Origin of the sequence: Pantoea sp. GCM10028869 (genome assembly GCF_042666835.1) — a bacterium.
Taxonomy (GTDB): Bacteria; Pseudomonadota; Gammaproteobacteria; order Enterobacterales; family Enterobacteriaceae; genus Pantoea; species Pantoea leporis.
Map to the genome: position 1 here is coordinate 230,228 of NZ_JBHTGO010000006.1, position 25,857 is coordinate 256,084.

The window sequence follows — 25,857 nt, forward strand, 5'->3', positions numbered from 1 at the left end:
TCAGAACAGGCGTAACTATGACTTATTGTGTGGCAATGCGTTTATCGTCAGGGATGATTTTTGTATCCGATTCGCGGACCAATGCGGGCGTTGATCATATTTCCTCGTTCCGTAAATTGCATGTGTTTCAGGTCGATGATGAACGCACGCTGGTGCTGCAAAGCGCCGGCAATCTGGCTACCACGCAGAGCGTGCTGAGCCTGCTGCGACGCAACAACGGCGATAACGATCAACCGAATTTACTGAATGGACGATCGCTGTATGACATTGCGCTGATGGTGGGCGAAACGCTGCGCGAGGTGATCAAGCGCGATGGCGAGGAGTTTGGCGGCACGCTGCTGCTGGGCGGACAGATTCGTGGCGAGGAGCCGCGTCTGTTCCAGATCTATCCGCAGGGCAATTTCATCGAAGCCAGCGTTGATACGCCTTATTTCCAAATTGGTGAGAGCAAGTACGGCAAACCGATTATTGATCGCGTGCTGCGCTATGAAACGCCGCTCAGTCAGGCGATGCAGTGTGCGTTGATTTCAATGGATTCCACGTTAGCGAGTAATATTTCGGTGGGATTACCGCTCGATGTGATGGTCTATCACACCGACAGTTTCAGCGATAGCGAGCAATATCACATCACCGAACAGCATCCCTATTTTTCACAAATTCGTCAGCTGTGGAGCAAAGGATTGTTGAGCGTGTTTTCGCAGCTGCCACCGTTAAAACTCTAATTGAGTGGGGTCGCCATTCATGGCGACCCGATCTTTCACACCAACTCATTCAATTTTGCTGTCATATTAATGCCACTAATCCCTTTTAAACCTAATTTACGCAGGATTTTTATTTTATAGGTACTCACCGTTTTACTACTGAGTTGTAATTGTGAGGCGATCTCTTTATTTGTCATTCCCGACGCCAGTTTCACCAATACCATCAGTTCCCGGCGCGTCAGGCTCATCAATTTTTCACTCTCAATTAACTCGTTTACCTCGGCCGCTTCCTCCGTTACCGGATAAAAACGCTTACCACATTCCACCTCTTTTATTGCGGTAAGGAGAGTGTCTAAATTGCCGCGTTTACACACATAGCCTTCCACGCCTAATTGCAAGCAACATCGTTGATAAAAAAGGCTTTCTGAAGCGGTATAAACAATGATTTTGAGGTCTGGCAGCGCGCGCTTAATGTCCGTAATCAACGGAATGCCAGCGCGTCCAGGCATGGTGAGATCGAGCAGTAAAACGTCCGGACGTGTCCTATGCAGCTCGGTTATTAACAGATCGCTTTTATTAGCAGTGCCAGCAATGGCGTAGTGATATGACTGCAGTAATGCCTGAATGCCCGTACAGATTAACGGATGGTCATCAACAATAAATACCGAATGAATCATATGTGTAGCCCAGAGGAAAAAATAAAAAATAAACGCAAAGTTAAAACACCCTTTAACAAACAATTTAACTGGTGTGACCAGATTAATTCACGCTGCTTAACAATAAGCTTTAAGTCATGTCTTGAATTTGGGGTTTTAAGGTGAGTTTTTGTTTTTTATGCGCAAGAACAATGCAAGTGGCTGCTTTTTAGGCTCTCACGACGCTGCAGTCATAAATCTGAAAACAAGCCGTTTTAACGTCGAAGCGATAAACCGCTGCGTGTAAAAGGTGAATGATGTTTTCCGTTGATCAGCTTCTCGATACCTACTGGCCAGGTCATCAACCGGCAAACTGGCAGAAAAGCGCCCTGAAATGGGCCGTTCGCGAACATGAATTCCAGGCGTTTGCCGCCCGCTATCGTCATCTGAAAGGCGTGGATATGGTGGAGCAGGTACTGGAGCATCTTGATGTGCGCTGTGAACTGAGCGAGCGCGATTTGGAGCAGATTCCCACGCGTGGCCCGGTGGTGATAGTTGCCAACCATCCACTCGGTGCGCTGGATGGTTTAGCATTGCTGGCGGCGGTTTCGCAGGTGCGACGCGATGTGAAAATTGTTGCCAACCGCATGTTGATGATGCTGGAGCCGATCAACAACATGATGTTGCCGGTGGATAACATGGGCAACCGTACCAGCCGCGAACAGCTAACGCGCATGCAGCAGCATCTCGATAATCAGGGCGTGCTGATTATCTTCCCGGCGGGTGAAGTGTCGCGCCTTTCCAGCCGAGGCGTGCGCGATCGTCACTGGCATCACAGCTTCTTACGCCTCGCGGCCCGCGCTCGCGCGCCAATCGTGCCGGTGCACGTGGTGGGGCGCAACAGCCTGGCATTTTACGCCGCCGCAAAAATTGCCTCGCCGCTCGCGTTACTGATGCTGGTACGCGAAATGTTTCGTCAGCGCGGTTCGCGCATTAAGTTGCACATCGGCGAACAGATCCCGTTTGCCAACTGGCATGATGGCCACACGCCAGGCAAAGAGCTGGCGAAGCGGCTGCGCAAACATCTGTATCGCATTGGTCAGGGACGACGCGGCTTGTTTCAGACCGAAGCGGCGATTGCGCGGCCGGAAGATCGCGCCGAACTGAAAAAAGCGCTGATGGAGAGCGAGCGACTCGGCACGCTGCCGGATGGCAAGCAGATCTACCTGTGGCGACGCAACGGTGCCAGCTGGGTGCCGCTGCTGCGTGAGCTCGGGCGCTTACGGGAAGTGGCATTCCGCGCGGTGGGTGAGGGCAGCGGGCGGCGTCGCGACCTCGATAAATACGATGACGATTACTATCACCTGATTCTGTGGGACGACGATGCGCTGGAGATCGTCGGCGCCTATCGCTTTATTCCGGGCGCCGAGCAGCTGGAGCGTCGTGGGCTGGAAGGCATCTACAGCGACAGCCTGTTCCACTATGACGAGCGCATGTTGCCGATCATCAATCAGGGGCTGGAGCTGGGCCGCAGTTTTATTCAGCCTGCCTATTGGGGCAAACGCGGCCTCGATTATCTGTGGATGGGCATTGGTGCCTACATCGCTAAATATCCCGAAACCCGCTACTTATTTGGTCCGGTCTCGATCTCGGGCGGCATGCCGCTGGCGGCGCGCGATCTGCTGGTGGCGTTCTATCGTCTGTATTTCCCTACCGAACTGCCGCTGGCGACTTCACGCCGCCCTTATCCAGCCTCGCTGCCGGAAGTGCTGGCGCAGTTCACCGGCGATAACTACAGCGAAGATTTACGCCGGTTGAAACATCTGCTGGCGAATCTCGGCACCGCCATTCCCACGCTCTACAAGCAATATTCCGAGGTGTGCGAGCCGGGTGGCGTGCAGTTTATCGATTTCGGCAGCGATCCCGATTTCAATAACTGTATTGATGGCTTAGTGCTGGTGGATCTCACGCGGGTGAAGCCCGCGCGTTATGAGCGTTATATCGGCATGCATCTGTGAATCGCGTCATGCCGCTTAGTTAAGCACGGAGCGGCTTTCGTTCGCCTTGAACCTGGGCAGTTGCAGCACTTCGGTGCGGCGACCGAGCAGAGGACGCCTGGCCGCGCCCTCTGCACTCCCGGGCCTTGCGCCAGCCCAACCCGCCGCTTCGCGGTGCCTTCACTCATTCACGATTCCTGACGGACCGGCGGCGATTCGCTCCTGCTCAGCGCCGCCTCTCGCCGCATCCCTGCGGCTCGCCCTGGAATCTCTCATTCGTTCAGCGGGTTAGGATGTCGCCCCAACACCCGCGCTGCAGCAGTGGTGCGTATCCTTAACTCAAAATCGCTATCCATCCGCTGGGATTGCCATTCATGGCAACCAGATGCGCATAAATGCAGACTCTCGAAAAACCAAGCCAGGCATTCTGAGACTGCTGGATGCTTAGCGGGCGATACCCCTGCGATGTCAGCGCGCTGATTATCAGACAAGCATTACGCCATTTAGGGCGACCAGCTGCAATGTCATGGAATCGTCATCACAGTGTCGTAGGGTCTTAGCCGGACGGTTAGCGAAAGGCCAGAAACATGGCATCAATCACACTGCGCGGGCTGCGCAAATCCTTTGCGGCGCAGCCGGTATTGCAAGACATCTCACTGAAGATTGCGCAGGGGGAATTTATCGCCGTATTAGGCCCGTCGGGCTGTGGCAAAACCACCTTGCTGCGCCTGCTGGCCGGTTTTGAAACCGCCGATGCCGGAGAGATCCACGTGGGCGAACGCTGCTTCGCTGCGCCGGGCGTGCATCTGCCGCCGGAAGATCGTCAGCTTGGCGTGGTGTTCCAGAGCTACGCACTGTGGCCGCATATGACGGTGGCGGAAAATGTTTCCTACAGCCTGAAAGTGAACGGCGTCGCGCGTGCCGAGCGCGAGCGCCGCACGCAGCAGGCGCTGGAGCTGGTGGGATTGGAAGCGTTCGCCGCCCGTCGTCCCGCCGATCTCTCCGGCGGTCAGCGTCAGCGCGTGGCGCTGGCGCGCTGTTTAGTGGCGCAACCGACCTTAGTTCTGCTCGATGAGCCGCTCGCCAACCTCGATGTCCACCTGCGCGCCACCATGGAAGAGGAGTTCCGCCGCTTCCATCATCACAGTCACGCCACCTTGCTCTACATTACCCACGATCAGCATGAAGCGATGGCGCTGGCCGATCGCATCGTGGTGATGGATGCCGGCCGTGTGATGCAGTTCGCCACGCCGCAAACGCTGTGGCGCGAACCGGCGAACGCCATGGTCGCGCGCTTTATTGACGACGGCAAAGTGCTGCCGATCAGCGATATCGAACCGCTCGGCGAGGGCCGCGCTTATGCCACGCTGTGCGGTATGCGCGTGTCGTTACGCTGCGCGCCGCATCAGCGTCCGCAGCCGCAGGCGCAAGCCAGTTTTCACGCAGTCGATTTCCACTTAGCCGCGCCGGGCGAACCACAGTTTGCCGCGCGCGTGCAGCGGGTGATCTATCGCGGCGGCCACTATCAGCTCAACGTGACGCCGCTGGCCGCGCCCGAATGCAGCATCACGCTGCTGCTGGCCGATCAGCCTTTACCCGTTGTCGACGCCACCGTGGGTGTGGCGCTGCGTGACGGCTGGATTCTTCCTTCTTAATCTTCTAAACCTTCAGGGAAATGCTATGCGTACGATGTTCAACGTGTTGATGTTAGCCAGTGGATTCGTGATCTCTGCCGCCAGCTTTGCCGACGAGGCGCCAGCAGGGAAATTGGTGGTTTATACCTCGCAGGCACCCGAAATTGCCCAGCAAACCATGGATGCGTTTAAAGCCGCCTATCCCAATGTGCAGGTCGAGTGGACGCGCAACGGCACCACGCAGTTAATGAACGTGCTGCGCACCGAAATGATGAGCGGCGAAGCCAAGCCGGATGTGCTGCTGATTGCCGACGCCATCAACCTCGGCGCGCTGAAAAACGAAAACCATCTCTACAGCTACAGCGATGCGCCGCTTAGCCACATCAATCCATCGTTTTACGACAAAGACAAAACCTTCTTCGGCACCAAAATCATCGCCACGGTAATTGCCTACAACACCCAGCATGCGCAGCCGATTGATAGCTGGAACGCGCTGGCGGTGGAAGCCAACAAAGGGCAGATTGCGGTACCAAGCCCGCTTTACTCCGGCGCGGCGCTCTACAAGCTGCACACCGATATCAACACGCCGTCGATTGGCTGGAGCTTCTACAAAAAGTTGGCGGCCATCGGCATCGCGCCGCAGGGCGGCAACGGCCCGGCGCTGAAGGCGGTCGCCAGCGGGCTGGATAAGTACGGCATCATCACCGACGCCGACGTGATTCTGGCGAAGAAAAAGGGTTCACCGGTGGATCTGGTCTATCCCAAAGAGGGCGTGTCGTATGTCACCGAACCGGTTGCCATCATGAAAACCGCGCACAACCTGCCGGCCGCCAAAGCCTTCGTTAACTTTATGCTTTCCGAGCCAGGCCAGAAGCTGGTGGTCGAGCAGGGCAACCGTCCGGTGGATGATCGTGTCTCAGCACCGGCAGGTTTCACGCCGATCAATAAAATCAAGCTGCTGTCGCCGGACGTGGCGAAAGCGATCAAAGAAGATGCGGCAGTGCGCGATCGGTTCACCGCGCTGTTTGGTGGCTAAGCATGAGCGTGTTGAGCAACGAATGGCGCAATGTGACGCGCAAAGCGCCGCGCGTTAACAGCGAACGGCTGATTCTGGCGCTGCTGGTGTTGCTGATTGGTTTGCTGTCGGTGGCGCCGCTGATGCGGCTGGTGTGGACCGCCATTGCGCCCAACGGCGTGCCGGATATCGCACGCTTAACGCGCCTGCTGGCGAGCGATCGCGTGTTGATCGCCAGCGGCAATACGTTGCTCATCGCGCTCAGTTCTACTTTGATTTCCGTGGTGCTCGGCACCGCCGCTGCGTGGCTGGTGGCGCTTAGCGATCTGCGCGCCAAAACCGCGTGGGTGTTTGCGTTTATCCTGCCGCTGATGATTCCGCCGCAGGTGACGGCGCTGGCCTGGCTGCAGGCGCTGGCTCCGAGCAGTCCGCTGGCGCTGCTGTTCGCCACGCTTGAGTTGCCGTGGTTTGCGCCCGGCGAGCAGCCGCTCTACACCTTAACCGGCATTGTGCTGCTGCTCGGCACGCACAATGCGCCGTTGGTGTTCCTCACCGTGCGCGCCGGTTTGCGTCGTTTGCCCGCCGATTTGGTGGAAGCGGCGCAGGCCAGCGGTGCGTCACGCGCGCGCATCCTGTTCACCATTGTGCTGCCGCTGGCGCGCCCGGCGATTTTTGCCGGTGCCGCGCTGACCTTCGTTGCGGCGGCGGGCAACTTCGGTATTCAGGCGATGCTGGGGATTCCGGCGCGCGTGCCAACGCTGATCACGCTGGTGTATCAGCAGTTGAATGGCATTGGTCCGAGCGCGCTGCCAAACACCGCGGTGTATGCGTTATTGATTGCGGTAATTACGCTGGCGGGCATGGCGGCCAGCGCCTGGTTGGGCGGACGCCATGATGTGCGCGTCAACGGTGCACCGCGCCTGTGGCAGCAATCGCTGGGGCGCGGGCGTATGGCGGTTGAGGGCGTCGCCTGGCTGTGGATGGCGCTGACCTTGCTGTTGCCGCTCAGCGCGCTGTTGATCACCGCGCTCACCAGCGGTTTTGGCCAGGCGCTGAGCTGGAAAACGTTGACACTGGAGAACTTCCGCGCCGCGTTGTGGGGTTATCCGGCGGTGCGACAGGCGTTTCTCACCAGCCTCGGATTGACCACGCTGGCGGCGCTGATTTTAACGGTTTGCGCGCTGTTTCACGCCTATTTCCTCAGCTGGCGGCGAACCAAATTAGTGCGCGGTTTGTGGCTGGCGAGTGAACTGACTTACGCGCTGCCGGGCATTGTCACCGGCGTGGCGGCGATGCTGTTTTTCCTGCGTCCGCTGCCGATCGTTAATGTCTCGCTGTATGGCACGGTGTGGATCATCCTTGCCGCCTATCTGGCGAACTTCCTCGCGCTGGTGCTGCGCCCAACGCTGGCCGGATTCGCCCAGTTGGAACCGGCATTAGATGAAGCGGCACGTTTGTGCGGCGCCGGTTTTCTGCGCCGCATGCGCGACATCTTATTGCCACTGGCGGCACCGTCGGCGCTGGCGGGCAGCGTGCTGGTGTTTCTCACCGCGCTGAATGAAATCCAGGTTTCGGTGCTGCTGGTCACCTCGCAAACGCAAACCATCGGACCGACCATCGTATTCCTTGATGAAGGCGGATCCGCGTCGCTGGCGGCGGCGGTGGGCTGCCTGATGATTGTGGTGGTTTGCTTATTAATGGCGGTTGCCACACGCCTGACGCGACGCTTGCCGCACGGCATTTTACCGTGGCAAGCGTAACGCCAGCCTGCCGTCAACGTATGATGATTTGTGAAGTATCCTACTGAACATTTTCTCGCCACTGCCGATAACTTACCTACCAACATTTGTCTGCGGATGAATAGCGCTTGTCAGCGCTGCGTATTTGCGCTTAAGTCTGCTTGATAATTAAGAATTTTCTTAAGTTTCGACGATATCAGCCCAGCAATAGGCGAATAACAATGAATAATAACTCTGACGTCATGTACCGACTTTTGGTACAGAGCGTGGTGGATTACGCCATTTACATGCTCAAACCCGATGGCACGGTGGCGAACTGGAATAGCGGCGCGCAGCGCGCCAAAGGTTACACGCCCGATGAAATCGTAGGGAAGAATTTTGCGCTGTTCTACAGCGAAGACGATCGTAAAAACGGCGCGCCGCAGCGCGGACTGGCGACCGCGACAGCAACCGGGCGCTTTGAAACCGAAGGCTGGCGTTACCGTAAAGATGGCAGCGCGTTTTGGGCGCATGTGGTGATCGACGCTATCCGCGATGAGTTTGGTGAGCTGCTGGGTTTTGCCAAAATCACCCGTGACTGCACCGAGCAGCAAGAGCAGCAGCGCAAACAGCGCGAGCAGGAACAGCGCTTTCGCATGCTGGTGGAAGGCGTCAGTGATTACGCCATCTATATGCTCGATTTGGACGGCAACGTGGAAAACTGGAACGTAGGCGCACAGCGCGCGAAAGGCTACGTTGCCGAAGAGATTGTTGGACAGCACTTCTCACGCTTCTACAGCGCCCAGGATCGTAAAAACCATATCCCGGAAAAAAACCTCACCACCGCCTTCAAAACCGGTCGTTTCGAAGACGAAGGCTACCGGTACCGCAAAGATGGCAGCGCGTTTTGGGCACATGTCATCATTGACGCAATCCGTGATGATGCCGGCAAGCTGATTGGCTACGCCAAAATCACCCGCGACTGCACCGAACAACAGGCGCTGCTGCGTAAACAACACGAGCAGGAGAAGAAATTCCGTCTGCTGGTGGAAGGCGTGCGCGATTACGCCATCTATATGCTGGATGTGCAGGGCCGCGTGGTGAACTGGAACAACGGTGCACAGCGCGCTAAAGGTTATCTGGCTGACGAGATTGTCGGTCAGCACTTCTCGGTGTTTTACAGTTCAGCGGAACGTCATGCCAATGCGCCCGAAGCTAACCTCGGCATTGCGTTGAAAACCGGGCGTTTTGAAGATGAAGGCTGGCGCTACCGCAAAGATGGCTCGGCATTTTGGGCCCACGTTGTTATCGAAGCGATTTATGATGAAAACGGCAAACTGATCGGCTTCGCCAAAATTACCCGCGATATCACCGAACGGCGTGAGAACGAGCAGCAGCTGCTGCGCGCACGGGATCTGGCGCAGTCGCAGAGCGCGAAAATGTCGGAGCTGTCGGGTTTTCTCGACACCATCATCAGCAATATTCCCTCATGCGTGATCGTTGAAGATGCCATCAGCCGTGAAATCCTGATGGTGAATGACAAAGCTGAGCAGCTGTTTGGCATCAACAAAGCGCTGATCATGCACAAGCGCCCGCACGAATGTATGTCGGCGGAGCTGGGTGATTACTTCAACAGCCTGGCGGATGTGGCGCTGCGCAGCGAAGGCATCCACTCGCGCGAACAGCTGCTGCTGACGGCGGGCGGCGAGCGCATTCTGCATACGCGTGCCACCACCATCAGTGGCAAAGATATGCGTCAGAACTACGTGATGCTGATTGTCGAGGACGTGACCGATCAGCGCGAAGCCGATGCGCGCATTCGTCATATGGCGCATCACGACAATCTCACCAGCCTGCCGAACCGCGTGCTGTTCCGCCAGAAGCTGAGTGAAGCGTTGCGCGTCGATAGTCAGAACCACCAGGTCAGCGCCACGCTGTGTCTCGATCTCGATAACTTCAAAAACGTCAACGATGCACTCGGCCACCAGATTGGTGATGACCTGCTGCGCGTGGTGGCGAAACGCCTGCGCAGCGCGCTGCGCGATCACGATACGCTGGCGCGCATTGGCGGCGATGAGTTTGCCATCGTGTTACCCAATGTTCGTGCTGCCGATGAAGCGGCGGTGGTAGCGCAGCGGCTGATCGAGGCGATTCGTCCGCCGATCAACGTTGAAGGGCATAATCTGTCGGTGGGCTTGAGCGTTGGTATCGCGCTCACCTCGCAGGCCACCAACACGCCGGAGCATATGCTGCGCTGCGCCGATATGGCGCTGTACGAAGCCAAACGTAATGGCCGTAATCGCTTCGAACACTTCACCATTGAGATGGACAATCAGGCGCGCAGCCGTCGCGTGATTGAGAACGATCTGCGTGATGCGATTTCTGGTCGTCAGCTCAAGCTTTACTATCAGCCGATTACCAACGAGCAGGGCATCATCGGCTATGAAGCGCTGATGCGCTGGCATCACCCGATCAAAGGGCTGATCATGCCGAACGATTTCATCCCGATCGCTGAAGAGACCGGTTTGATTCACATGCTCGGCGCCTATGCGCTGTATGAAGCCTGCCGCGAAGCGCAGAGCTGGAACACCGAACAATCGGTGTCGGTGAACCTGTCGCCGCTGCAGTTTAAAAACAGCTCGCTGGTGTCGGTGGTGGAAGGTGCGCTGCGGGAATCCGGGCTGGCGCCGCATCGGCTGGAAGTGGAGATCACCGAATCGGTGCTGCTGGACGATACGCTTGGTAATATCCGCACCTTGCAGAGTTTGAAAACGCTTGGCGTGCAGATTGCGCTGGATGATTTTGGCACCGGCTACTCGTCGCTCAGCTATTTGCGTTCGTTCCCGTTCGACAAAATCAAAATCGATAAGTCGTTCATCAATGATATGGGCGACAGCCGCGAGGCGCTGGCGATTATCCGCGCCATTACCGGCATGAGCCGCAGCCTCGATATTCAAATTACCGCTGAAGGCGTGGAGAACGGCGAGCAGTTTGCGAAGCTGCGCGAAGAGGGGTGTACGCTATTCCAGGGCTATTTCTTTGGCCGTCCGCAGCCGTCGGAGTTGCGGTTGAAAGAGTTGGAATAGGCATAAAAAAACGCCCGACATGTCGGGCGTTCTCTATTTTGCTGTGTGTAATCTTTATTATTATGCGCCGTGGCCGTCGACGGACATGTGGCCGAGATCTTTGTCCACCAGGAACAGGCCTTCGCCTTTGTTGCCGACCATCGCCAGTTTATCCAGCACGGTTTTGAACAGCTTCTCTTCTTCATGCTGCTCGGCAACGTACCACTGCAGGAAGTTGAAGGTTGAGTAATCCTGGGTGGTTAAGGCGGTGTGCACCAGCTCGTTGATTTTTTTGGTGATCAGCTGCTCATGCTTCAGCGCTTCTTCCAGCACGTCGTTCAGTGAAGTCCAGCTAATCGCCGGCGCCGCAATGCTGCCCAGCACCGGCAAAGCGCCGGCATCGCTGACGTAATCGAACAGCTTCTGCATGTGCTGCATCTCTTCGCGAGAATGCATTTTCAGGAATGAAGCGGCACCTTCATAGCCTTTATCGCTGCACCAGGCGCTCATCTGCAGATAGAGGTTGGCAGAGAAGAATTCGAGGTTCAGTTGGTCGTTTAAACGCGAGGTCATTTCAGCAGTTAACATGGCTGAGTCCTTTTTAATTTGTCAGGTGAAGTACGGCGAATTATGCATCAATCTATACTTTTTTGTGAAGGGTTTTTCGCAAAAAGGTTGAATTTATCTTATTGATTGTAAATGGAATTATTCCACATGTTGAATGCGAGGAGTTCTCATTTTTGACTAATTTTCATTCACGCTGGATTGATTATAGCTGCGCATCGGGCGATGCTGAGGCTTGCCTTTACTTGTCAGGAGCTTAGCGGTGTCGAACGTCTTAGAGCATTACCATTTTCTGCATGAAATTCCCGAACTGGGTTTTCAGGAATTCAAGACCTCTGCTTATATTGCCGATCAGCTGGAGAGCGCCGGAATTAAGGTGACGCGCGGCATCAATAACACCACCGGCATGGTGGCGGAAATCGACAGCGGCGTGCCCGGTCCGGTGCTGGCGCTGCGTGCGGATATGGATGCGCTCGGCCACATCATTGATGGCGTAGCCTGTGCGCGTCACACCTGCGGCCACGATGGCCATTCGTCGGTGGTGCTGACGGCAGCGCAAGAGCTGATGAAAGAGGGCGCGATCAAGAAAGGGCGGCTCAAGCTGCTGTTCCAGCCGGCGGAAGAGCTCGGTGCGGGTGCGCTGGCGATGATTGAGGGCGGCGCGCTGGAGGATGTGGAGGTGATTCTCGGCTTCCATGTGCGTCCGCTGGAAGAGTGTCATGTGGGACAGGCGACGCCAGCGGTGATTTACTCTGCCTGCAGCACGCTGGAAGCCACCATCAAAGGTGCACCGGCGCATGCGGCGCGTCCGCATTTGGGCGTCAACGCGCTGGATGCGGCGGTGCAAGCGGTACAGGCCGTCAACGCCATCCATCTGCCGCCGGGTTTGACCTGGAGCGTGAAAGCTACACGCTTTCTGTGCGATGCGGGCGTGACCAACTCGGTGCCGGATGAGGCGCGCGTGGTGTGGGATCTGCGTTCGCAGGAAAACGCGCCAATGGCGGTGCTGAAAGAGAAAGTCACACTGGCGATTCAGCACAGCGTGGCGGCGCTGGGTGCCACGGCGGACGTGGTGGTGCTAAAAGAGATGCCGGCGGCAGAAATTCATGAGGAAGCCACGGCGGTGATTCGCGCGGCGATTGTCGACGTCCTGGGCGAAGCCGGTTTGCTGGATACCAAAACCACGCCGGGCAGCGAAGATTTCTTCTATTACCCGGTGAAAAACCCGCAGGTGAAAGCCGGTTTCTGGGGATTGGGAACCAATCTGGTGCCGGGTTTACATCATCCTGAGATGCGCTTTGAGCTGAGCTCGCTGGAGATTGGCGTGAAGATCTTCAAGGCGGCAGTGGTGCGGGTGTTGGGGTGATTAGAGGGTTAGGGTGAGGGCTATTAGGGCACCGATTCCCCCTTTCTGCGAAATATTGTATGCTATGCCGCCTCAATGCTGACGGGATTCAGGACTGCCGCCAATGTAGATCGCACACCTCTTGCTGTGAACCGACGCCACTGCGTCGCCATTGGCCGCGTTATCCTGCGGAATGACCCCGAAACGATTTATTCGCAGCGCGCTGTCCGCGTGTTGCCCTTGAAGAAGAATTCACTCAATGTCTAATGCCTCCTTTTTAGAAGAAGTGGCGCGCCGCCGTACCTTTGCGATCATCTCGCATCCGGACGCCGGTAAAACCACAATCACCGAAAAAGTGCTGCTGTTCGGACAGGCGATTCAAACCGCCGGTACCGTCAAAGGCCGCGGCTCCAACCAGCACGCGAAATCGGACTGGATGGAGATGGAGAAACAACGTGGTATCTCCATCACCACCTCGGTGATGCAGTTCCCGTATCGCGACAGCCTCGTGAACCTGCTGGATACGCCAGGACACGAAGACTTCTCTGAAGATACTTACCGTACGCTGACGGCGGTTGACTGCTGTTTGATGGTGATCGACGCCGCAAAAGGTGTTGAGGATCGCACCCGCAAGCTGATGGAAGTGACGCGCCTGCGCGATACGCCAATCATCACCTTTATGAACAAACTCGACCGTGACATCCGCGATCCCATGGAGCTGCTGGATGAAGTGGAGAGTGAGCTGAAGATCGCCTGCGCACCAATTACCTGGCCGATTGGCTGCGGCAAGTTGTTCAAAGGGGTTTATCACCTCTACAACGACGAAACTTACCTGTATCAAACCGGTAAAGGCCACACCATTCAGGAAGTGCGCATTGTTAAGGGGCTGGCGAATCCAGAACTGGATGCCGCAGTAGGCGAAGATCTGGCACAGCAGCTGCGCGATGAGCTGGAGCTGGTGCAGGGCGCTTCGCACGAGTTCGATCAGGAGCTTTTCCTGAGTGGCGAAATCACGCCGGTGTTCTTCGGCACCGCGCTGGGTAACTTCGGCGTTGATCATATGCTGGATGGCCTGGTTAGCTGGGCGCCGCGTCCAATGCCGCGCAACACCGACGCGCGTTTGGTGGAAGCAAAGGAAGAGAAATTTAGCGGCTTCGTGTTTAAGATCCAGGCAAACATGGACCCGAAGCACCGCGACCGCGTCGCCTTTATGCGTGTGGTATCCGGCAAGTACGAAAAAGGCATGAAGCTGCGTCAGGTGCGTACCGGTAAAGATGTGGTGATTTCCGATGCACTGACCTTTATGGCCGGCGACCGTTCGCACGTAGAAGAAGCCTATCCGGGCGACATCATTGGTCTGCACAACCACGGCACCATTCAGATTGGCGACACCTTTACGCAGGGTGAAAACATGAAGTTCACCGGCATTCCGAACTTCGCGCCAGAGCTGTTCCGCCGTATCCGTCTGCGCGATCCGCTGAAGCAGAAACAGCTGCTGAAAGGGCTGGTTCAGCTGTCGGAAGAGGGCGCGGTGCAGGTGTTCCGTCCGGTGCACAATAACGATCTGATTGTGGGCGCGGTCGGTGTGCTGCAGTTCGAAGTGGTGGTGGCACGCCTGAAAAGCGAATACAACGTTGAAGCGATCTACGAAGCCATCAACGTCTCAACCGCTCGCTGGGTTGAGTGTGATGATGCGAAGAAATTCGACGATTTCCAGCGTAAAAATGAAGTGAACCTGGCGCTCGATGGCGGTGATAACCTCACGTATATCGCGCCAACCATGGTGAACCTCAACATCACTCAGGAACGCTATCCTGACGTGAGATTCCGCAAAACGCGCGAGCACTAATCGCCGTTGCCAGCAGGGCTTGTGATTTTCACTGGCCCTGTTTTGTTTGTTACAGACTCCTCCTAATTCCGCTGTTTTTTTCTCTTTTTGGCGATATATCAACCACAAGAGCCAGCAAAAGCTGTAATCCCTACTACTATTATCCTGTCGGACGAGAAAAGAGACCTTTCGGGTTTCATTACGTCCAGTAACTCAGCAACGCCGTTCGTTGCTGGCGCATCCGCGATAACGGATGAGTTAACTGATAGAAGGATGATATCGATGAATAAGACTAAGATTGCTAAAACCCTGATTGCTGCCCTGGCCGGTTCTGCTCTGCTGAGCGGTGCGGCGTTTGCAGATGAATCACTGTCGCAGAAAGCACAGCAAACCTCCGACAGCGCGGGTGCGAAGATCGATAGCTCTATGAAAAAAGTCGATGGCTATATGGATGACAGCGGCATCACGGCTAAAGCCAAAGCGGCGCTGGTGGATGATGACGCAATTAAAAGCACGGATATCTCCGTCAAAACGCACGATGGCGTGGTGACACTGAGTGGCTTCGTAGCTTCTCAGGATCAGGCTGAAAAAGCCGTCGCGCTGGTGCAGAAAGTCGAAGGTGTGAAATCCGTCAGCGACAAACTACACGTTAAAGACAGCAAAAATGCTTCTCTGAAAGGTTATGCGGGCGATACCGCAACCACCAGCGAAATTAAAGCTAAGCTTTTAGCAGATGATATCGTGCCATCACGCAACGTTAAGGTGGAAACTACCGACGGCGTGGTGCAGTTATCAGGGGAAGTGGCGAATCAGGCACAGTCCGATCGTGCTGAGAAGATCGCCAAAGCCATTGAAGGCGTGAAAAGCGTGAAGAATGACCTGAAGGTGAAATCTTAACGCGAGCGACTCGGCACCAGCAGGTGCCGTTTCGTAATAAAAACAAAGGTGTAAATAAGCAGTTCGATTTTCACAATGGTAAAGGAGAGGCTTATGTTTCGTTGGGGTATTATCTTTCTGGTCATCGCTCTGATTGCTGCGGCATTAGGTTTCGGCGGTCTGGCGGGTACGGCAGCATGGGCAGCTAAAATTGTCTTCATTGTCGGTATTATTCTGTTCCTCGTGAGCCTGTTTACCGGGCGCAAACGACCCTGACTACTTGCGTCTCAATAGACGCTAACCCGCGAGTCACCTAAAGCGGAGACCGGTCTTGTGCGGCATACTACGAAGCCGCAACGATTGCAGAAGCAATTGGTCAGGGAACGACAATGACTGGTTCTCCGGGATGCTGCTTCGGCGACTCCCTCAGAGCAAGCAACACTGAGGGACATCCATTGGGCACACGTATTCCGTTGACATTAGGTTCATTCGAACCGCTGGCTTTAACTCCTTTCAAATCAAATAAAATCGCCCTGGTGTGCGAAGGCGGCGGTCAGCGCGGCATCTTTACCGCAGGCGTGCTGGACGAATTTCAACGCGCAGGCTTCAATCCTTTTCAACTGTTACTCGGCACCTCGGCCGGGGCGCAAAACCTGTCGGCATTTGTCTGTGGCCAGCCTGGCTACGCGCGACGCGTGATCTCCCGTTACACCACCAGCAAACTGTTCTTTGATCCGCTACGATTCGTGCGCGGCGGGCATCTTATCGATCTCGATTGGCTGATCGATATCACCAAACAGGAATTCCCGCTGGCGCTCAACACCGCCGAAGGGCTGTTTGCCAAAGGCAGCGAATTCTATATGTGCGCCTGCCGCAGCGACGATTACAGCGCCGAGTACTTCAACCCGATCAGCACCAACTGGCACGACATCCTAAAAGCGTCCAGCGCGATCCCCGGTTTTTACCGCAGCGGCGTGCAGATGGACGGCGTGAGCTATCTTGACGGCGGCATCAGCGATGCCATTCCGGTACGCGAAGCTGCGCGCCGTGGCGCGGATACCATTGTGGTGATCCGCACCGTGCCGTCGCAGGTGTCCTACACGCCGAAGTGGTTTAAACGCATGGAACGCTTTTTGTCCGACAGCGCATTGCAGCCGATGATCAACATCCTGCATCAGCATGAAGAGAGCTATCGCGAGATTCAGCAGTTCATCGAGCAGCCGCCGGATAATCTGCGCATCATCGAAATCTGTCCGCCAAAACCGCTGGCGAGCATGGCGCTTGGCAGCCGCTTGTCATCGCTGAATCAGGATTACCATTTAGGTCGCCGCAGCGGGCGCTATTTCCTCGCCACGCTTGGTCAATGGTTGAGTGATGCTGAGCCGCTGGTGCGTTCAACCACGGTTACGCCGCCGGCAGCGGTGGCGAATGCGCCTGACAATCGCCCGCTGATTACGCCCGCGCTGGCGGAAAACGATGCCGATTTTGATAAAGGCTCGCTGGCATGAAGTTTATCGACACGCATTGCCACTTCGATTTCCCGCCGTTCGTTGATGATGCGCACGCCAGCATTGCACGCGCTGCGCAGGCCGGCGTGGAACGCATCATTGTACCGAGCGTGGATGCCAGCCGTTTCGCGCTTGTGACGCAACTGGCGCAGCAGCATCCGGCGCTGTATGCCGCGCTGGGCCTGCATCCAATCAATATTGCTGAGCATCAGGAAGATGCGCACCTTGATGAATTAGCGCGCTGGCTGAAAAAGCCCGATAGCAAGCGTGTGGCGATCGGCGAGATCGGTCTCGATCTCTATATGGACGATGCGCAATTTGCCAAACAGACGCGGCTGCTCGATAAGCAGCTCAAGCTGGCGAAGCAGTACGATCTGCCGGTGATCCTGCACTCGCGCCGCACCCACGATCAATTAGCGCTGCATTTACGTCGTCACGATCTGCCACGTCGCGGCGTGGTACACGGTTTTGCGGGTAGCCAGCAGCAGGCGGAGCGCTTTATTCAGCTTGGCTATGCCATTGGCGTTGGCGGCACTATCACCTATGAACGCGCCAGTAAAACCCGCAACACCATCGCCAACCTGCCGCTCAAGGCGTTATTACTGGAAACCGACGCGCCCGATATGCCGCTGCACGGTTTTCAGGGCCAGCCCAATCGTCCGGAGCGGGCGCGCAATGTGTTTGACGTGCTGTGTCAGTTACGCAGCGAATCCCCTGAAGCGATCGCCGATGCGCTGTGGCATAACAGCCAGCAGCTGTTCGCCTTGCCTGTCTGATTCTCACCCGACAGATTCTGCATTTACGCTGCCTTACGCCTGATTAGCTACATTGATAAAGCTGAGAGTACACTTTTGCGTCCATTTTTGTGATAATAATAACAATGACCATCACGGCGCATTCCCGCCTGGTTAGCAATTATTTGTGATAATAATCACTAAATAATTGTATTTAAATGACAGATTTTCTTTTTCGTGTGACGTGAGGCGCAATTCATTGTCACGGTAGTTGTTAGAATTATCACATTCCCCGGTGGGTTGTGCCCGCCGATCTGAATTTTGGAGAGCATCATGACCGACCTGAAAGCAGCAGCACAGCGCGCATTGCAACTGATGGATTTAACCACCCTGAACGAAGACGACACCGACGAGAAGGTGATCGCGCTGTGCCGTCAGGCGAAATCCCCAGCCGGTAACACCGCTGCCATCTGCATCTATCCGCGTTTCATCCCGGCAGCACGTAAAGCGCTGCGCGAGCAGGGCACGCCGGAAATCCGCATCGCCACCGTCACCAACTTCCCGCACGGCAACGATGACGTTGAGATCGCGCTGGCCGAAACCCGCGCGGCCATCGCCTACGGCGCTGACGAAGTGGATGTGGTGTTCCCGTATCGTGCGCTGATTGCCGGCAACCGCGATATCGGTTTCGAGCTGGTAAAAGCCTGTAAAGAAGCCTGCGCGGCGGCGAACGTGCTGCTGAAAGTGATCATCGAAAGCGGCGAGCTGAAAGATGAAGCGCTGATTCGTGCCGCTTCGGAAATCGCTATCGATGCGGGTGCCGATTTCATCAAAACCTCCACCGGTAAAGTGCCGGTCAACGCGACGCCAGAAGTGGCGGCGATCATGATGCAAGTGATCCGCGACAAAGGCGTGAAGCAGCAGGTTGGTTTTAAACCGGCGGGCGGCGTGCGCACTGCAGAAGACGCGGCGCTTTATCTGCAGCTGGCAGACGACATTCTGGGTGAAGGCTGGGCGGATGCGCGTCATTTCCGCTTCGGTGCCTCCAGCCTGCTGGCAAGCCTGCTGAATACACTGGGCCACGAAACCGCGACCAGCAAAGCCGGTTATTAATCTCTTTCGCTGATGGTTCTGCGATTCGTAGCGGCGCGATTTATCGCGCTGGTTTTTACGCTTCAGCCCCGACTTAACATCGCGCGATAAATCGCACCGCTACGGCAGGTGCAAGCTGCCGTATCATTTCAATTTCTATCCCTTCAGGGAGGCAACCGTGTTCCTGCCACAAGAAATTATTCGTAAAAAACGCGACGGCCAGGCGCTGAGTGAAGCGGAGATTCGCTTCTTCATCAACGGCGTGCGCGACAACAGCGTTTCGGAAGGTCAAATTGCCGCATTGGCGATGACCATCTATTTCCATGATATGACGCTCGACGAGCGCGTGGCGCTGACTATGGCGATGCGCGACTCCGGCACGGTGCTGAACTGGAAATCGCTGAATCTCAACGGCCCGATTGTTGATAAACACTCCACCGGCGGCGTTGGCGATGTCACTTCGCTGATGCTCGGCCCGATGGTAGCGGCGTGCGGCGGTTATGTGCCGATGATCTCCGGGCGCGGCCTCGGCCACACCGGCGGCACGCTGGATAAACTGGAAGCGATTCCGGGCTTTGATATCTTCCCGAGCGACGATCGTTTCCGCCAGATTATTAAAGACGTCGGCATCGCGATTATTGGCCAGACCAATTCGCTGGCGCCGGCCGACAAACGTTTTTACGCCACGCGCGATATCACCGCCACCGTGGACTCCATTCCGCTGATCACCGCGTCGATCCTCGCCAAAAAACTGGCGGAAGGATTGGATGCGCTGGTGATGGACGTGAAAGTGGGCTCCGGCGCCTTTATGCCGACCTTCGAAGCCTCAGAAAATCTGGCACAGGCGATTGTTGGCGTCGCCAATGGCGCAGGTTGTAAAACCACCGCGCTGCTCACCGACATGAATCAGGTGCTGGCTTCTACCGCCGGTAATGCGCTGGAAGTGCGTGAAGCGGTGCAGTTCCTGACCGGCGAGGCGCGCAATCCGCGCCTGCTGGAAGTGACGATGGCGCTGTGCGCGGAAATGCTGATCTCCGGCAAACTGGCTGAGAATGACGCCGATGCGCGCCAAAAGCTGCAGCAGGTGCTGGATAACGGCAAAGCCGCTGAAGTATTTGCCCGCATGGTGGCGGCGCAAAAGGGTCCGGTAGATTTCATCGAGCGCATGGACAGCTATCTGCCCGCGCCAACGCTGAGCAAAGCGGTATACGCCGATGGCGCCGGTATCGTCAGCGCAATGGATACGCGTGCGCTCGGCATGGCGGTGGTTGCGCTCGGCGGGGGGCGCCAGCGCGCCAGCGACAGCATTGATTACAGCGTGGGCTTGAGCGACGTGACCACGCTCGGCACGCAAGTTGACGCGCAGCGTCCGCTGGCAATTATCCACGCCGCGTCGGAAGCGCAGTGGCAGCAGGCCGCCGCCGCCGTTAAAGCAGCCATCACGCTGAGCGATACTGCGCCAGCGATCACGCCGGTAGTTTATCGTCGCATTAGCGAATAACTGGCGCTTCTTCGTGCCAGGTAGCGGCCGTTCGGGTATACTGATCTGATCGCTTTTTTTTGACTTGTCATCGCGCATTGCGCAGGAGACTTGCATGAAACGTGCTTTTATTATGGTTCTCGACTCCTTCGGGATCGGCTCCAGCAAAGACGCCGATAAATTCGGTGATGAAGGATCGGACACGCTCGGCCATATCGCCGAAGCCTGTTTCGAAGGCCGCGCCAATGAAGGTCGCGAAGGCCCGCTGCACTTACCGAACCTGACCAAACTGGGCCTCGGCAAAGCGGCTGAGCTCTCTACCGGTCGTTTCCCGCCAGGCCTCGATCCCAACGCGGAAATCATCGGTGCGTATGCTTACGCCAGCGAATTGTCGTCCGGTAAAGATACGCCGTCGGGCCACTGGGAAATCGCCGGCGTGCCGGTGCTGTTTGATTGGGGCTACTTCAGCGATAAAGAGAACAGCTTCCCGCAGGCGCTGCTGGATACTCTGGTGAAACGTGCCGATCTGCCGGGATATCTCGGTAATTGTCACTCATCGGGCACGGTGATCCTCGACCAGCTCGGCGAAGAGCACATGAAAACCGGCAAGCCGATTTTCTACACCTCGGCGGATTCGGTGTTCCAGATTGCCTGCCACGAAGAGACCTTTGGCCTTGACCGTCTGTACGAACTGTGTGAAATCGCCCGTGAGGAGCTGACCAATGGTGGCTACAACATCGGTCGCGTGATTGCGCGTCCGTTCGTGGGCGACAAAGCGGGTAACTTCGAGCGTACCGGCAACCGTCACGATCTGGCGGTGGAGCCGCCTTCAGCGACCATGCTGAAAAAACTAGTCGATGAGAAGGGCGGTGAAGTGATTTCGGTGGGTAAAATTGCCGATATCTACGCCGAGCAGGGCATCACGCAGAAAGTCAAAGCCACCGGCTTAGACGCGCTGTTCAACGCTACCATCGAGCAAATGAAGAAAGCGCCAGATACTTCGATTGTGTTCACTAACTTCGTTGATTTTGACTCAACGTGGGGACATCGTCGCGATATTGCCGGTTATGCGGGGGGACTGGAGTTGTTCGATCGTCGTTTGCCAGAGCTGATGGAGTTGGTGAAAGAGGGCGACATTCTGATCCTCACCGCCGATCACGGCTGCGATCCAAGCTGGAAAGGCACCGAGCACACGCGTGAGCACATTCCGATTCTGATCTACGGCCCGAATGTGAAGCCAGGATCGCTGGGATACCGCGATACCTTCGCGGATATCGGCCAGACCATCGCAAAATATTTTGGCCTGTCCAGCATGGACTACGGCAAGAGCATGCTGTAAAACAGCGCCCCAAATTTAATAAGGAAAATAACCATGGCAACGCCTCATATTAATGCAGAAATGGGTGATTTCGCGGACGTCGTGCTGATGCCAGGCGATCCGCTGCGCGCAAAGCACATTGCGGAAACCTTCCTCGAAGATGTGGTGGAAGTGAACAACGTGCGCGGCATGCTGGGTTACACCGGGACTTATAAAGGCCGCAAGATTTCGGTGATGGGTCACGGCATGGGCATTCCATCCTGCTCGATCTACACCAAAGAGCTGATCACCGACTTCGGCGTGAAGAAGATTATCCGTGTCGGTTCTTGCGGCGCAGTGCGCGCAGACGTGAAACTGCGTGACGTGGTGATTGGTATGGGTGCCTGCACCGATTCCAAAGTGAACCGCATGCGCTTCAAGGATCACGACTTCGCGGCGATTGCTGACTTCGACATGGTGCGTAACGCCGTGGATGCCGCGAAAGCGCTGGGTGTTGATGCGCGCGTGGGTAACATCTTCTCCGCCGATCTGTTCTATACGCCAGATCCGCAGATGTTCGACGTGATGGAGAAGTACGGCATTCTGGGTGTGGAGATGGAAGCGGCGGGTATTTACGGCGTGGCAGCAGAGTTTGGTGCGAAAGCGCTGACCATCTGTACCGTGTCGGACCACATCCGCACCCACGAGCAGACCACGGCGGCTGAGCGTCAGACCACCTTCAACGATATGATTAAGATCGCGCTGGAGTCAGTGCTGCTGGGCGATTGATTTTTTCCCTCACCCTAACCCTCTCCCGCACGCGGGAGAGGGGATTGATCGAGCTCACATATGGCAGCGTCTCCCTCTCCCCGTGGGAAAGGGCCAGGGTGAGGGCACCATACCGCACCATCCCGTAAACATCTGACACACTTTTACCCAGGCTTGTGCATCTTCGTGCTGGCTCTGAAACAATCTCTGCTTATCATTAGCGTGATAACAAAGAGACTAAGCCCACCTGATGAATTTCCGTAATTTCGAAGCAGAAGAAAAGCTGTTTGCCCGCCGTGCGATTGTCGCTTTTGCCCTGGTTGTCATCTGCTTTACCATTTTAGGCATCAACCTGTATCGCCTGCAGGTCGATCAGCACAGCTATTACCAGACGCGTTCCAACGAAAACGACATCAAAATGATCCCCATCGCGCCGACGCGTGGATTGATCTTTGATCGCAACGGTATTCCGCTGGTGCGCAACGTCAGCTGGTATGACATTCACATCACGCCGTACAAAATCGACAACATGCAGGAAACGCTGAAAGAGCTGACGCCGATTGTCGATCTTACGCCGGAAGAGATTGAAACCTTCGAGCACGAGCTCAAACAGAACAGCCGCTACAAGCCGGTTGAACTGAAAGCGGAACTGACTGACGAAGAAGTAGCGCGCTTCGCCGTCAATCAATTCCGCTTTAGCGGCGTCACTGTCGATACCTATCAGGACCGTGAATATCCTTACGGTGCCGACCTGGCGCACGTGCTTGGCTATGTTTCGAAAATCAACGATAACGACTACAAACGCCTGAACGCAGAAGGCGTTGGCGAGAACTACGCGGCTGACCACAACATCGGTAAGCAGGGCATTGAAGGCTATTATGAATCGCTGCTGCACGGCAAAACCGGCTATCAGGAAGTGGAAGTGGATAACCACGGCCGCATCGTGCGCGTGCTAAAAGAGGTGCCGCCGGTGGCCGGTCAGAACATCACGCTGACGCTCGATCTGCATCTGCAGCAGTACGTCGAGAGTCAGCTCGCCGGGCAACGTGCCGCGGCGCTGATTGAAGATCCGCACGACGGCAGCGTGCTGGCGATGGTTTCCGCGCCGAGCTACGATCCCAATCCGTTCGTCAAAGGCATCAGCTACAAAGCCTATAAAGCCCTGCTGCAGGATAAAGATCTGCCGCTGATCAACCGCGTTACACAAGGCTTGTATCCACCGGCGTCCACCGTGAAGCCTTATATGGCGATGTCGGCGCTGCTGACCAAAGTCATCACACCGAGCTTTACCCTATTTGGCGCGCCGACCTGGACGCTGCCTGGCACCGATCGTAAATATCGCGACTGGAAAAAAACCGGTCACGGCATGCTGGACGTCACCAAAGCCATCGAAGAGTCGGCGGACAGCTTCTTCTATCAGGTGGCGTTTATGATGGGCATCGATCGCATCCACACCATGCTGAGCCAGTTTGGCTACGGCAAATCGACCGGCATCGATCTTAACGAAGAGTACGCTGGATTGCTGCCGAGCCGCGAATGGAAGCAGAAAGTGCACAAACACGTGTGGTATCAGGGCGATACCGTTTCAGTGGGCATTGGGCAAGGTTATTGGGTGGCGACGCCGATTCAGATGGTGAAAGCGATGGTGGCGCTCATCAACAACGGGCGTGTGATCAATCCCCATCTGCTGGAGAAATCACAGCGCGGCAAGGAGGTGCAGCTCTACCAGGCAAAACTACCGCAGCCGCAGATTGGCGATGCTAAATCGCCGTATTGGTCGCTGGTGCGCCACGCCATGTTCGGTATGGCGAATGCGCCGAACGGCACCGGCTACAAATACTTTCACACCGCGCCGTACGGCATTGCGGCGAAATCCGGTACCTCGCAGGTATTCAGTCTGAAACAGAATCAGGTGTATAACGCCAAAATGACGCCGATGCGCCTGCGTGACCACATCTTCTACACCGCGTTTGCGCCGTTTAACGATCCCAAAGTGGCGGTGGCGTTGATTCTTGAAAACGGCGGCAACGAAGGCGTCACGGCGGCACCGCTGATGCGTAATATTCTCGACCACATCTTTATGCCGGAAGCCACACCGCCGCCGGTGGCGACGGCGGCGCAGTAAACTATGCGGCCATGGCAGGTTATTGTCATGCCGCCTGGTTTGTGGGGTCGCGGTGCATTGCGACCTGCAACGCATCACTCCTCTCGCAATGTCGCGGTAACATGCCCAATCGCGCGCACCACTTCGCTGGAACTGTCACGAATATCCGCCATCATGCCGCCGGCTTCTTTCGCCAACCCCACGCCCTGATCGGCGCGTTTCAGGTTGGAGGCGATACCTTTCAGCGCTTTCTCCGCCAGCGTATGGTTCTGCTGCACCATATTCTCAATTTCGGTGGTGGCGCGGTTGATGTTGGCCGCCAGCGTGCGCACTTCATTGGCCACCACGGCAAAGCTGCGACCATGCTGACCGGCGCGCGCCGCTTCCACCGCGGCGTTCAGCGCCAGCAGGTTGGTTTGATCGGCAATCCGGCGAATACTCTCAACAATGGCGCCAATGCGATCCGACGACTGACTCAGATCGTTGATATCACCAGAAATGCCGTGCAGCTCGCCCGCCAAATCATTCATGGTCTGCACGCTGTTCTCAATCACCGTGGCGCCAAGGCGCGTGCTTTCGCTGGTTTGCAGTGCGGTTTGATACGCCTGCTGCGCCGCGTCGCGCTCTTGCTGATTCTTCTCCACCTGCGCGGTGACATCGGTAGCGAACTTCACCACTTTGTACAGCTCGCCGGTTTCGTTAAACACCGGGTTGTAAGTGGCGCGCAGCCACACCGTTTGGCCGCGTTTATTCACGCGCTGGAACTGGCCGGAGATAAATTCGCCCTGATTCAGCTTGTGCCAGAAGCGGCGATATTCGTCGCTGTTGCGCATCTCCGGCGGGCAGAACTGGCTGTGATGCACGCCGATTACTTCTGACGCGTTATAGCCCATGGTTTTCAGGAAGTTGTCGTTGGTCATCAACACTTCGCCCTTGAGATTGAAGGCGATCACCGCCATCGAACGCTCAATCGCGGTGGTCATGGCGCGCTGCTCTTGCGCGTCCATGATGCGCGCGGTGATATCGCTCGCCAGCTTGACGATTTTGATCACGCGGCCGCTGCGATCCTGCACCGGCACATAATTCGCCTCCAGCCAGATAGGACGGCTGTGTTTTGCCACGCGCAGGAATTTATCGCTGAAGCCTTCGCCGCGATTCAGGCGTCGCCAGAAGTCACGGTATTGCGGCGAGTTAAGCATATCTGTGGTGCAGAACATGCTGTGATGCTGACCAACAATCTCTTTGAGCGTGTAACCCATGCGCTCGAGAAACAGCTCGTTGGCGGTAAGGATCTTTCCTTCTGGGGTGAATTCGACCATGGCAATGGCATCTTGTAATGAACTGAGCGTTGCCTTGCTATGACCGCGTTTTTGCCACGCAAGGCGTGACAGTATTCCTGATGTAATAGTGCTGAACATGGTGGACCTTATTATTGGTATCGGATGTCAGCAAGGTTATCGGCACAAGCGACTAAAAATTCACCTATACCAGCGATA

General features: G+C 56.2%; 20 protein-coding genes. 17 read left to right on the top strand and 3 right to left on the bottom strand.

Annotated features, from left to right (window positions below; all coding sequences use genetic code 11):
• Positions 1-17 precede the first annotated feature (17 nt).
• Positions 18-722, top strand: coding sequence for a peptidase (locus ACFQW4_RS17245; protein ID WP_377726361.1), 705 nt, complete (start codon positions 18-20; stop codon positions 720-722).
• A gap of 35 nt (positions 723-757) precedes the next feature.
• On the opposite strand, the gene ACFQW4_RS17250 is transcribed toward ACFQW4_RS17245, so the two are convergent.
• Positions 758-1,378, bottom strand: coding sequence for a response regulator transcription factor (locus ACFQW4_RS17250; protein WP_101761815.1), 621 nt, complete (start codon positions 1,376-1,378; stop codon positions 758-760).
• Between the two features lie 275 nt (positions 1,379-1,653).
• On the opposite strand from ACFQW4_RS17250, the gene ACFQW4_RS17255 reads away from it, so the two are divergent.
• From ACFQW4_RS17255 to ACFQW4_RS17275, 5 genes are all read left to right on the top strand, one after another.
• Positions 1,654-3,354: a lysophospholipid acyltransferase family protein gene (locus ACFQW4_RS17255; RefSeq protein ID WP_101761816.1), complete on the top strand. Its 1,701-nt coding sequence runs from the start codon at positions 1,654-1,656 to the stop codon at positions 3,352-3,354.
• A gap of 566 nt (positions 3,355-3,920) precedes the next feature.
• Entirely contained in the window at positions 3,921-4,988 is a 1,068-nt protein-coding gene (locus ACFQW4_RS17260) for an ABC transporter ATP-binding protein (protein WP_377726363.1), read from the top strand.
• A 34-nt stretch (positions 4,989-5,022) separates the two neighbouring features.
• A complete protein-coding gene (locus ACFQW4_RS17265) occupies positions 5,023-6,003 on the top strand; it encodes an ABC transporter substrate-binding protein (RefSeq protein WP_377726422.1) in 981 nt (326 codons plus the stop codon).
• Between the two features lie 2 nt (positions 6,004-6,005).
• Positions 6,006-7,742 carry an ABC transporter permease gene (locus ACFQW4_RS17270; RefSeq protein ID WP_377726365.1) on the top strand — a complete coding sequence of 579 codons (1,737 nt, stop codon included), beginning with the start codon at positions 6,006-6,008 and terminating at the stop codon, positions 7,740-7,742.
• A 200-nt stretch (positions 7,743-7,942) separates the two neighbouring features.
• Complete coding sequence (locus ACFQW4_RS17275) at positions 7,943-10,786, top strand: EAL domain-containing protein (RefSeq protein ID WP_377726367.1); 2,844 nt, start codon at positions 7,943-7,945, stop codon at positions 10,784-10,786.
• Positions 10,787-10,846: 60 nt separating this feature from the next.
• Here ACFQW4_RS17275 and ftnA read toward each other — a convergent pair whose 3' ends face one another.
• Entirely contained in the window at positions 10,847-11,353 is a 507-nt protein-coding gene (gene ftnA / locus ACFQW4_RS17280) for a non-heme ferritin (RefSeq protein WP_101761821.1), read from the bottom strand.
• 238 nt (positions 11,354-11,591) lie between these two features.
• Here ftnA and ACFQW4_RS17285 point away from each other — a divergent pair, with 238 nt between their 5' ends.
• The 11 genes from ACFQW4_RS17285 to mrdA all read left to right on the top strand — a co-directional run bounded on the left by ACFQW4_RS17285 (position 11,592) and on the right by mrdA (position 24,382).
• Positions 11,592-12,695, top strand: a complete 1,104-nt coding sequence (locus ACFQW4_RS17285) for an amidohydrolase (protein WP_377726370.1) — start codon at positions 11,592-11,594, stop codon at positions 12,693-12,695.
• 238 nt (positions 12,696-12,933) lie between these two features.
• Positions 12,934-14,523, top strand: a complete 1,590-nt coding sequence (prfC, locus tag ACFQW4_RS17290) for a peptide chain release factor 3 (protein ID WP_101761823.1) — start codon at positions 12,934-12,936, stop codon at positions 14,521-14,523.
• Positions 14,524-14,784: 261 nt separating this feature from the next.
• Positions 14,785-15,399, top strand: a complete 615-nt coding sequence (gene osmY, locus ACFQW4_RS17295) for a molecular chaperone OsmY (RefSeq protein WP_101761824.1) — start codon at positions 14,785-14,787, stop codon at positions 15,397-15,399.
• Positions 15,400-15,492: 93 nt separating this feature from the next.
• Entirely contained in the window at positions 15,493-15,654 is a 162-nt protein-coding gene (locus tag ACFQW4_RS17300) for a DUF1328 domain-containing protein (protein ID WP_007893192.1), read from the top strand.
• Between the two features lie 179 nt (positions 15,655-15,833).
• Entirely contained in the window at positions 15,834-16,886 is a 1,053-nt protein-coding gene (locus ACFQW4_RS17305) for a patatin family protein (RefSeq protein ID WP_192236321.1), read from the top strand.
• Positions 16,883-17,662 carry a TatD family hydrolase gene (locus tag ACFQW4_RS17310; protein ID WP_377726372.1) on the top strand — a complete coding sequence of 260 codons (780 nt, stop codon included), beginning with the start codon at positions 16,883-16,885 and terminating at the stop codon, positions 17,660-17,662. Before ACFQW4_RS17305 ends, ACFQW4_RS17310 begins: the two co-directional genes overlap by 4 nt.
• Before the next feature lie 291 nt (positions 17,663-17,953).
• Complete coding sequence (gene deoC, locus ACFQW4_RS17315) at positions 17,954-18,733, top strand: deoxyribose-phosphate aldolase (RefSeq protein WP_192412100.1); 780 nt, start codon at positions 17,954-17,956, stop codon at positions 18,731-18,733.
• Between the two features lie 157 nt (positions 18,734-18,890).
• Positions 18,891-20,213, top strand: a complete 1,323-nt coding sequence (gene deoA, locus ACFQW4_RS17320; RefSeq protein ID WP_354467390.1) for a thymidine phosphorylase — start codon at positions 18,891-18,893, stop codon at positions 20,211-20,213.
• 94 nt (positions 20,214-20,307) lie between these two features.
• Positions 20,308-21,531 (top strand): phosphopentomutase, encoded by a 1,224-nt coding sequence (gene deoB, locus ACFQW4_RS17325; protein WP_101761829.1) that lies wholly within the window; start codon positions 20,308-20,310, stop codon positions 21,529-21,531.
• Between the two features lie 33 nt (positions 21,532-21,564).
• Positions 21,565-22,278: a purine-nucleoside phosphorylase gene (gene deoD / locus ACFQW4_RS17330; RefSeq protein WP_008103284.1), complete on the top strand. Its 714-nt coding sequence runs from the start codon at positions 21,565-21,567 to the stop codon at positions 22,276-22,278.
• Between the two features lie 229 nt (positions 22,279-22,507).
• Complete coding sequence (gene mrdA, locus ACFQW4_RS17335) at positions 22,508-24,382, top strand: penicillin-binding protein 2 (protein WP_101761830.1); 1,875 nt, start codon at positions 22,508-22,510, stop codon at positions 24,380-24,382.
• A gap of 74 nt (positions 24,383-24,456) precedes the next feature.
• Here the strand turns inward: mrdA and ACFQW4_RS17340 are convergent, their stop codons facing one another.
• Positions 24,457-25,779: a PAS domain-containing methyl-accepting chemotaxis protein gene (locus tag ACFQW4_RS17340; protein ID WP_101761831.1), complete on the bottom strand. Its 1,323-nt coding sequence runs from the start codon at positions 25,777-25,779 to the stop codon at positions 24,457-24,459.
• Positions 25,780-25,857: the final 78 nt, after the last annotated feature.

What these genes read in the sequence shown, in the direction of transcription:
- ACFQW4_RS17245 (WP_377726361.1), top strand. Translation starts at nt 18, where the DNA reads ATGACTTATTGTGTGGCAATGCGTTTATCGTCAGGGATGATTTTTGTA.
- ACFQW4_RS17250 (WP_101761815.1), bottom strand. Translation starts at nt 1,378, where the DNA reads ATGATTCATTCGGTATTTATTGTTGATGACCATCCGTTAATCTGTACG.
- ACFQW4_RS17255 (WP_101761816.1), top strand. Translation starts at nt 1,654, where the DNA reads ATGTTTTCCGTTGATCAGCTTCTCGATACCTACTGGCCAGGTCATCAA.
- ACFQW4_RS17260 (WP_377726363.1), top strand. Translation starts at nt 3,921, where the DNA reads ATGGCATCAATCACACTGCGCGGGCTGCGCAAATCCTTTGCGGCGCAG.
- ACFQW4_RS17265 (WP_377726422.1), top strand. Translation starts at nt 5,023, where the DNA reads ATGTTCAACGTGTTGATGTTAGCCAGTGGATTCGTGATCTCTGCCGCC.
- ACFQW4_RS17270 (WP_377726365.1), top strand. Translation starts at nt 6,006, where the DNA reads ATGAGCGTGTTGAGCAACGAATGGCGCAATGTGACGCGCAAAGCGCCG.
- ACFQW4_RS17275 (WP_377726367.1), top strand. Translation starts at nt 7,943, where the DNA reads ATGAATAATAACTCTGACGTCATGTACCGACTTTTGGTACAGAGCGTG.
- ftnA (WP_101761821.1), bottom strand. Translation starts at nt 11,353, where the DNA reads ATGTTAACTGCTGAAATGACCTCGCGTTTAAACGACCAACTGAACCTC.
- prfC (WP_101761823.1), top strand. Translation starts at nt 12,934, where the DNA reads ATGTCTAATGCCTCCTTTTTAGAAGAAGTGGCGCGCCGCCGTACCTTT.
- osmY (WP_101761824.1), top strand. Translation starts at nt 14,785, where the DNA reads ATGAATAAGACTAAGATTGCTAAAACCCTGATTGCTGCCCTGGCCGGT.
- ACFQW4_RS17300 (WP_007893192.1), top strand. Translation starts at nt 15,493, where the DNA reads ATGTTTCGTTGGGGTATTATCTTTCTGGTCATCGCTCTGATTGCTGCG.
- ACFQW4_RS17310 (WP_377726372.1), top strand. Translation starts at nt 16,883, where the DNA reads ATGAAGTTTATCGACACGCATTGCCACTTCGATTTCCCGCCGTTCGTT.
- deoC (WP_192412100.1), top strand. Translation starts at nt 17,954, where the DNA reads ATGACCGACCTGAAAGCAGCAGCACAGCGCGCATTGCAACTGATGGAT.
- deoB (WP_101761829.1), top strand. Translation starts at nt 20,308, where the DNA reads ATGAAACGTGCTTTTATTATGGTTCTCGACTCCTTCGGGATCGGCTCC.
- deoD (WP_008103284.1), top strand. Translation starts at nt 21,565, where the DNA reads ATGGCAACGCCTCATATTAATGCAGAAATGGGTGATTTCGCGGACGTC.
- mrdA (WP_101761830.1), top strand. Translation starts at nt 22,508, where the DNA reads ATGAATTTCCGTAATTTCGAAGCAGAAGAAAAGCTGTTTGCCCGCCGT.
- ACFQW4_RS17340 (WP_101761831.1), bottom strand. Translation starts at nt 25,779, where the DNA reads ATGTTCAGCACTATTACATCAGGAATACTGTCACGCCTTGCGTGGCAA.